General features: G+C 38.0%; 8 protein-coding genes and 1 pseudogene. 1 reads left to right on the forward strand and 8 read right to left on the reverse strand.

Annotation, left to right across the window (positions count from 1 at the left end; genetic code table 11):
- From AFK68_RS19775 to AFK68_RS19790, 4 genes and pseudogenes are all read right to left on the reverse strand, one after another.
- A partial coding sequence (locus AFK68_RS19775; protein WP_168186560.1) for an Ig-like domain-containing protein occupies positions 1-615 on the reverse strand: 615 nt, incomplete at its 3' end.
- A 783-nt stretch (positions 616-1398) separates the two neighbouring features.
- Complete coding sequence (locus AFK68_RS19780) at positions 1399-1611, reverse strand: hypothetical protein (protein WP_094674414.1); 213 nt, start codon at positions 1609-1611, stop codon at positions 1399-1401.
- Between the two features lie 233 nt (positions 1612-1844).
- Positions 1845-2738 (reverse strand): choice-of-anchor L family PEP-CTERM protein, encoded by an 894-nt coding sequence (locus AFK68_RS19785; RefSeq protein ID WP_094674416.1) that lies wholly within the window; start codon positions 2736-2738, stop codon positions 1845-1847.
- Positions 2739-3046: 308 nt separating this feature from the next.
- Positions 3047-4028: pseudogene (locus AFK68_RS19790) on the reverse strand (IS5 family transposase).
- Positions 4029-4400: 372 nt separating this feature from the next.
- Here AFK68_RS19790 and AFK68_RS19795 point away from each other — a divergent pair.
- The gene (locus AFK68_RS19795; RefSeq protein ID WP_143438061.1) at positions 4401-4595 is read left to right on the forward strand and encodes a hypothetical protein; all 195 of its coding nucleotides are present in this window, start codon (positions 4401-4403) and stop codon (positions 4593-4595) included.
- A 321-nt stretch (positions 4596-4916) separates the two neighbouring features.
- On the opposite strand, the gene queC is transcribed toward AFK68_RS19795, so the two are convergent.
- From queC to scpB, 4 genes are all read right to left on the reverse strand, one after another.
- Positions 4917-5597 (reverse strand): 7-cyano-7-deazaguanine synthase QueC, encoded by a 681-nt coding sequence (queC, locus tag AFK68_RS19805; RefSeq protein WP_094674428.1) that lies wholly within the window; start codon positions 5595-5597, stop codon positions 4917-4919.
- Positions 5598-5867: 270 nt separating this feature from the next.
- Positions 5868-6407 (reverse strand): DUF2808 domain-containing protein, encoded by a 540-nt coding sequence (locus AFK68_RS19810; RefSeq protein ID WP_094674422.1) that lies wholly within the window; start codon positions 6405-6407, stop codon positions 5868-5870.
- Positions 6408-6602: 195 nt separating this feature from the next.
- Complete coding sequence (locus AFK68_RS19815; RefSeq protein WP_094674424.1) at positions 6603-7169, reverse strand: 5-formyltetrahydrofolate cyclo-ligase; 567 nt, start codon at positions 7167-7169, stop codon at positions 6603-6605.
- Between the two features lie 77 nt (positions 7170-7246).
- A complete protein-coding gene (scpB, locus tag AFK68_RS19820; RefSeq protein WP_094674426.1) occupies positions 7247-7768 on the reverse strand; it encodes an SMC-Scp complex subunit ScpB in 522 nt (173 codons plus the stop codon).
- Between the last annotated feature and the right edge of the window lie 110 nt (positions 7769-7878).

The raw sequence follows: 7878 nt of genomic DNA on the forward strand, positions 1-7878 counted from the left end.
ACCATTGGGGTTGTAGCTATATGTGCCGTCACTGTTTAATGTGAGTAATGCTCCTGATTCTAGGGTGATTTCTTGACCAATGTCACTACTGTTGCCGTTAACTTCTGTTACAACTAAAATGTCATTGCTGTCTGGGTCTGTGTCTCCCTCTAGGACATTTTTGTTCTCAATCACCTCATCAGTATCTGTGATGGCACTGTCGTCTGCTGCTACAGGTGCATCATTTCGTCCATTAATTGTAATTCTAACTGTAGCTTGACTTGTACCACCCTTGCCGTCGCTAATAGTGTAGGTGAAACTATCTGTGGCTGTTTCTCCTAATCCGAAACTTTCGTACTGACCATTGGGGTTGTAGCTATATGTGCCGTCACTGTTTAATGTCAGTAATGCTCCTGATTCCAGGGTGATTTCTTGACCAATGTCACTACTGTTGCCGTTAACTTCGATGACGGTTAATTCGTCGTTGTCTGGGTCTGTGTCTTCTCCAGTCTCATTGCCATTAAGTACATTGTATCTATCAAGTATAACTTCTGCATCGGTGCTAGCAATGTCGTCCTGGGCAATAGGTAGCTCGTTGTTGACGGTAGAGATTGAGATTTTCCCTGAAATATTCATGGCTTAATTTTTCCTAAAAAAGTAGATATTGATATCGGTTGCTTGAGTTTGTTATCTTATCCTCAAGATATTTCTATCATCCGTAATTTTCCTGAGTCATGGTGTGATCTGGATCTTGATGATGTGTGAAGTTTGCTAGTTAAATTAGTGAAACATATCAGCGATCATGATGAGCTTTATTGAACTATTGTGTGATTATGATCGCAAGAAAAAATGCCAAAAAGTCATGCTAAAGAGTCATCAAAAGTCTTGTTATCATTAACCTTGGACTAATTAAAGTCATTGTGTTAGGCACCGAAATATCCCTCGAAAAAAGGCTTGGATTTTGCCAAAATCAGTCAAAATAAACATAATGCAAAAAAAAAACAGAGACCTNGCTAAAGAGTCATCAAAAGTCTTGTTATCATTAACCTTGGACTAATTAAAGTCATTGTGTTAGGCACCGAAATATCCCTCGAAAAAAGGCTTGGATTTTGCCAAAATCAGTCAAAATAAACATAATGCAAAAAAAAAACAGAGACCTTCCATGGAAGGTCTCTACAAGGAGTTGAGAACACGAATATTTAAGATGGGAAAATGTCTATTTATAGCGCTACGCGCTAGGTAACATGGAACAGCAAGCTGCTAAAGGATTTTCCTACGGAATGCTACGCAAACAGGATTTAGAAATGTCCTAACCTTAATGCGTAGCGCTATATTTAAAGACATAAAAAGCATGAGGTGCGATTCTTGAATAATTTTAAATAGCGATCGCTATTTAAAATCTTTGTAGTGTATAAAAACTTAAGTTATTGCTTCGTAAAGCTTATAGCGATTTTTTTTCAATCTATTTAGTGAAAAATCTAATCTTCTGCCAAGAATTTCCTGAACTAAATCATTGCCATTGCTGGTAGGAGTAATGGCAATTGCTTCAGCAGTAGTGGTCCCACCAAGGGCAATGATAGCATTTCCGGCAACATTCATGGAAATTTTTTTGATGAATTGTGAAATAGTCATGGCGTGATTTTCCCTGAAAAAGTAGATATTGATAGAAATATCTTGAGTTTGTTATCTTATCCTCAAGATATTTCTATCATCCGTAATTTTCCTGATTTATGCTGTGCTCTGGATCTTGATAATATGTGAAGTTTGCTAGATAAATTAGTGAAACAGATCAGCAAACGCAATGATTTCTATTGAAATATTATGTGATGATGACCGCAAGGAAAATTTTTTCTAAATTTGAGAAATTAATTATCGGACTTGATTGATTTTTTCCGAAGCAATGAACCAGCAAAACCAACAGCTAATAACCCTATTAATACAGAAGGTTCAGGCACTTTTTTAGTAACCAAACTTTTTGCTTCAATAAACACCGCTGAATCGAATAGTGGATCTCCCACATCAGCGATCGCCAACTTCATTCTATGAGTTCCCGCACTTAATCCCCGAGCTTCAAAAGTCAAGACAGTAGTCAAACCATCATACTCAATATCCAAATCACCGCCACCATTGTCTAAGTCATTATTCTTGAAATATTCTGGATTACTAGCATTACTTCCCAGCGGGAAACCCCCATTCACTGTATTAATAGAAACTGGAGTAGATGTATCAGGAATCAGAGCTAGATTCTCTCCATTTAGGAAGAAAGCGAAGACATCATTGAATTCAGAGTTTGTATATTCGATGTACTCTTCCGAGGCAAATACATAATTGAATAAAACATCACCTCCTTCAGTGTGAAAGTCAAATTCCAGAACAGTTGCATCCTGAGTGCTAGATCCAGGAATCAACCCGTCTAAATCAGAATCTCCAGGTAAGCCATTTGGAGTAGTTGTGTGGGGAGAATCATTGGGACCTTCAGCATCAAGTGCTGAACCTGTAGTCAGAATAATACCACGATCAATGCCAATATCAGATGATAATCCGTCAGTGAAAATTCCCGCAGCACCAGCAGCACCAGTGTAGTTAATAGAATTTGGTACAATTGTAATACCATTACCGAGGATTTCCTGAACTAAATCATTGCCATTGCTGGTAGGAGTAATGGAAATTGCTTGAGCAGTTGTGGTATTACCCAGGGCAACGATAGCAGTTCCGGCAACAGTCATAGAAATTTTTTTGATGAATTGTGAAATAGTCATGGTGTTATTTTTCCTGAAAAAGTAGATGTTGACATTTGGTTTGTGGAGTGTTTTTTGTTTTCTCCTCAACCATGTTTTTATTATCAGTGCATTCCTGGATGAATGGTAAAAATGTGAATAAGCTCTCACAAAAAATGTTGTTGTGCTGATGGACGTGCAAAAAAATACACAATAACTCGTGGAAAATTACATTTGGTGTTTTTTTCCAGCTCAAACTTGCAATTACAGCGGGCTTTGTTGCATGAATGTTGCGATATAGCTGCCGCACTTGCTCCGCCAACGCAGAAATCCGCCTGACTGGAAGTTAACTAGATTTCAACTTTGTAGCTTTTGGGCTTACCTGTTTGAATCATACTGTTCGTGTCGTGCACATTGTATGAATAGCTCCACTGCCTGAGCATCAAATTTTCGTCGTCGCAACTTCCCTCCAAATATTACTTTGAGCCTAAACATAGTAGTTTTCCTTCGGAATGCTACGCAAACAGATAAGGAGCGTCGATGGTAGCCACATTCACGTTTCCATTTCTTGCGTCCTACAATTCTTATTCTTCTGAGGTTTTCATCCCAGGGATGAGGTGGGCATTTACAGTTGCCATGTTGACCTATTACCGCATTTTTTTCTGGGTGGAATCGTTGGCTTTGCTCCTCGTTCCCTAGCTTTCTGGTAACACTTATACTTGTCATAGGCTCCGTCTCCTGATACTTGGGCTACAACACCATCTACTCCATCTAACAGGTCAGAAAATACAAGGGAGACACTTACGTCATTGGTAGTCACTACCCCACTGACAATCTCCCCTGTGGCCTCCGGAACTCCTAAATGTAATTTACGCCATGTACGCCGTTTACTCACACCATGAGCTCTTGTTTTCCATTCACCCTCCCCGTAAACTTTTACCCCTGTAGAGTCTACTACCACATGAATGGCTTCATTGGTTGGCATAACTGGCAGTTGAACATTCAGTTTTTGCAAGGGACGGGATATAGTACTATGGTCTGGTACTGGTAAATCTAAGTCTATCAATTGAAATATAGATTCGACAAAACATAAGCGTCTGTCGTCCGGCCAGACTAAACAGTGATTGTATAGTCACCATAAATTTAATAGCTGTGTCACTATAGGTATTTGATGCTCCCCTACGTCCAGTTTTCGCTATTGTTTACCCACTGCTCTATTACTTCATCATGTAGCCAAAATGTGAGACTCCCTCTTTGTTTTAAGGAGGCATCATATTCAGACCAGTTACTAACTCGGTACTTAGAATTGGACTTAGACTTGGATTTACTCATATCTACATTAGTGTAGGTTTATTGTTCCATGCAATGTCATTTTTACCCTATTTGTTGTCTTGGTGCAACAAAGCCATTAATAATTGATAATTAATAATTAATAATTGAAGAGCGAGTCGGCTAGGGAGATAGTCTTTCTTTGTAATTAATAGTTAATAATTCAACAATTCAGGTGAAAAACATCCCCTTGAAAAGAAAACAAGATTTTTTTCTTTGACTCAATCCTCTCCATTTTAGGGAGAGATAATTATTAATTGTTAATTATTGAAGCCGCAGAATTTGTATGCGTAAATGGAAGTTTATAAGGCGGATACAAACCAGCCTCACTGGAAGGGCAGAAAACTTCAGCACACACAGGCTTTGACTAAAATTATGCAAGAAAATTGGGATAAGAGCGATCGCCCTATTCCCCAAGTAGGCGATCGCTTTACCGAATATGTTCAAGTTTCCTCTGAACACGACCCCAATATTCATGGTTACAGCACTCATTATAAACAAGGAGATTGGGAAGTAGTTCGGGTTGAAACTTATACAACTGAATTAGAGACTGTTTGTAAAGTTTTGTAAGGGAAAGCGATCGCCATAACGCAAAAGGTAAGACAATGATAATTGTAATGATTTTCCCTCCTATGGAAAGAAAAAACTATCCCAGTGACCTAACCAATGAACAGTGGGAAATTTTCAGGCCCCTGATTCCTCCACCCCATTCTGGTGNAGACCGTAGCTACATATTTTTATCGTTGGCAACGCAGTGGAGTATGGAAAGAAATCAATCATACGTTACGTTTGCGGAGCATTCCGATAGGAAAGCTTTGCAGAATGCAAAACATGTCCGGCAGTGTTAACGGAGTTATGCGCCAGCAAAACGCACCCTACTGAACCTAATTATCAATTATCCATTATCATCAGCGGATCGCTTAACCCCAACTCCTCAAAAGCAGTCAACCGCAACCGACAAGAATCACATACACCACAAGGTTTCTCTCCACCCGCATAACACGACCAGGTTTTTTCCCAAGGAACTCCTAAACTATTCCCCAATTGAATAATCTCAGTTTTTTTCATCTCCAGAAGTGGCGCAACAATAGCGATCGCTTCTCCCTCTCTACCCTGTTTAGTTCCCAGTCGAAATACCTCTTGCATTGCTTGAATATAGTCAGGGCGACAGTCTGGATAACCGGAATAGTCTAAAGCATTTACCCCAATATAAACCCGACCCGCATTCACAACCTCAGCATAAGCAAGAGCAAAACTCAGAAAAATAGTATTCCGCGCCGGAACATAAGTAATAGGAATATTTTCTGACATCTCTTCAACCGAGCGATCGCTAGGCAAATCAATTTGATTATCAGTTAATGCCGAACCTCCCCATAATCTTAAGTCAAAATTTACAACATGATGTTGTATGACACCCACAGCATCAGCAATTTTTTTAGCTGACTCTAACTCGCGACGGTGGCGTTGTTGATAGTCAAAAGAAATAGCATAACATTCACAACCATCTGCTTTTGCTTGATACAAAACCGTTGAGGAATCTAATCCTCCTGATAATAAAATAACTGCTTTCATTTTTCTGTATATTTCATTTGGTCTACTGACCAACATTAAGTGTTTTGATAATCAACTTATTGTAACTGAAACTAGAATTACTCTTTGTATCAAACAGAGCAGGAATTAGGGTTTCTAGAATTGTAGGGGTTTGGTCTCCAAACCCTTCCCCATGATATCAATCCCTAATTAGGGATTAGGTAGAGAAAGAAATGATGTAGAATAGAAGCAGGATATTTTACCCCGAACTTCTAAAAGCTGATAGCTAATAGCTGAGTGCTAAGTCCTACTTCAATCATAACTATCAGAACCATCGTAAAAATGAAGTCTACCATAACCAAGAAAATGACCATGAGGTTTTTCTCCGAGAGGAAAAGCAGTCACTCCAAATAAATATATTCCTCCATATCTAGGAGTTCGCACTGGACGCAAACCAATAGTAAAAGTTTTGCCTGGAGGTACTGGAGGATTGAGAATTACTGAGATGGTATTAGTTTTTTTATCGATCGCTACTTCCTCCACTGTCAACTGTTGACCTTTATCCCGATGGGTTCCTTCAAAGGCAATTATTTTTTTGGGATTATATCTAATATTATCAGGACCTTCAGTTTTGCTAATTGTCACCTGTTTTAGTGGTACTCCAGCATCAGGCAATAAGTTGAGAGTAAAGTAATAGGTAGCGCCCCAGACATAAGTGTCACTTCGGGTAGTTACTGCTTTAACTAGACGAGGTGGTTGGGCAAAATAAACTGTACCATCTTTTGTCTGAATTCCTAAAGTGGGAGTGATAAATAATAAAAAAGGCAAAAGAAATAAGGAAAACTTTTTCATATTTTAACCTGAATCATTTAATTATTAATTCTTAATTATTCGGTCATATTTTATCCTAGGGGTTTGGTCTCCAAATCCCATTTTTTATTGGGTTTGGAGACCAAATCCCTACATTTTTTTTTACCAATCATTTCTTATGGCTATATCAATTGCTTTTCCTAACAAAGGTAATAGCTGAACGCTGAATGCTGAATGCTACTTTATACCATTTTCTGTACAAACAAAATCAAGAGGTTTATCCCAGGAATCTATAGGTAAATCTTGTAAATAAGCAAATTCAAATATAATCCCAATAGTAGGTTTTGATGCCCATTCTTGCTGACTTAGCATCCGGTCATAAAAACCTCCACCATATCCTAAACGATAATTATTAACATTACAAGCAACAGCAGGAACTAAAATTAAATCTACTTCTGATGACTTTAATAATGGAGCATTTAATTCTGGTTCTAGAATACCATAAGCACCTTTTTGTAGAGAATTTTCTGGTTGCCAAATATGCCAATATAGAGACTTTTCTACACACCTTGGAAAACCCCAAGTTTTACTAGCAAAATTTGTTTTTTCCTGTTCATTTGTAAATAATAAACTCAGGTCTGGTTCCTGACGGAAACTAAAGTAAGCTAAAACAGTTTTAGCTGTTTGGAATAGAGATAAATTTTGTAAGTTAAGACATAGGCGATCGCTCTTTTCTTTCCATTCTGTCTCAGCCATAGACCGACGTTTTTTTAATAATGATTTTCTTAATTCTTTTTTAAGCATTAATCTGTTAAAGAGGGAGTAGGGAGTAGGGAGTAGGGAGTAGGGGGAAAGAATTGATGAATAAGGGTGCGATTAGATTATTCTTCTTCATTTTCATTACTATTAGATATAGAAAGCAGGTCTAGTGATAATTGTTGAGGTAGTTGATCGAGTTGGAAATATTGATGAAACTTATCTGTGACTTGTAACCAATAAGAACGAGATTCCTTTTGACGACGTTTACGGATAAAGCCTAAACTTACCAGTTCAGGAACGTGCTGATAGATACCCGAACCACGAATATCTACTAATTCTGATTGGGTAATACCTCCTTTTAGAGCGATCGCTGCTAAAGTCCTCAAAGCGCCCACTCCTAATTCTGGTTGAATCAAGCTTTCTATCAACTCACTAAAAGTTGGTTTGAGTTGAAGACTATAGCCTTTTTCTGTTTCAACAACCTCTAAAGCAGTATGTCGATGAGCATATTCTGACATTAATTCAATTAAAGCATCTTTGACTTGGCCACGCTCGCACTTGGCAATTTCAGAAATTTCAGAAATAGAGAGGGGTTGTCCCTTGAGATATAAAATTGCCTCAATTTTACTAGAAAGACTATACATTTAATATCATTACCCTTACCATAATTTTATTGTATTTTGGTCAAAAAACTTAGCTAATCAAGAAACAGTGAAGTTTTCTCACCTAATTTTTTCTATCATATATTCCCTTT

This window comes from Hydrocoleum sp. CS-953, from assembly GCF_002260545.1.
In the GTDB taxonomy this organism is placed as follows: domain Bacteria; phylum Cyanobacteriota; class Cyanobacteriia; order Cyanobacteriales; family Microcoleaceae; genus Trichodesmium.

Bases quoted from the DNA above. Each gene is read 5' to 3' on its own strand.
- AFK68_RS19780 (WP_094674414.1), bottom strand. From the start codon at position 1,611: ATGACTATTTCACAATTCATCAAAAAAATTTCCATGAATGTTGCCGGA.
- AFK68_RS19785 (WP_094674416.1), bottom strand. From the start codon at position 2,738: ATGACTATTTCACAATTCATCAAAAAAATTTCTATGACTGTTGCCGGA.
- AFK68_RS19795 (WP_143438061.1), top strand. From the start codon at position 4,401: ATGCAAGAAAATTGGGATAAGAGCGATCGCCCTATTCCCCAAGTAGGC.
- queC (WP_094674428.1), bottom strand. From the start codon at position 5,597: ATGAAAGCAGTTATTTTATTATCAGGAGGATTAGATTCCTCAACGGTT.
- AFK68_RS19810 (WP_094674422.1), bottom strand. From the start codon at position 6,407: ATGAAAAAGTTTTCCTTATTTCTTTTGCCTTTTTTATTATTTATCACT.
- AFK68_RS19815 (WP_094674424.1), bottom strand. From the start codon at position 7,169: ATGCTTAAAAAAGAATTAAGAAAATCATTATTAAAAAAACGTCGGTCT.
- scpB (WP_094674426.1), bottom strand. From the start codon at position 7,768: ATGTATAGTCTTTCTAGTAAAATTGAGGCAATTTTATATCTCAAGGGA.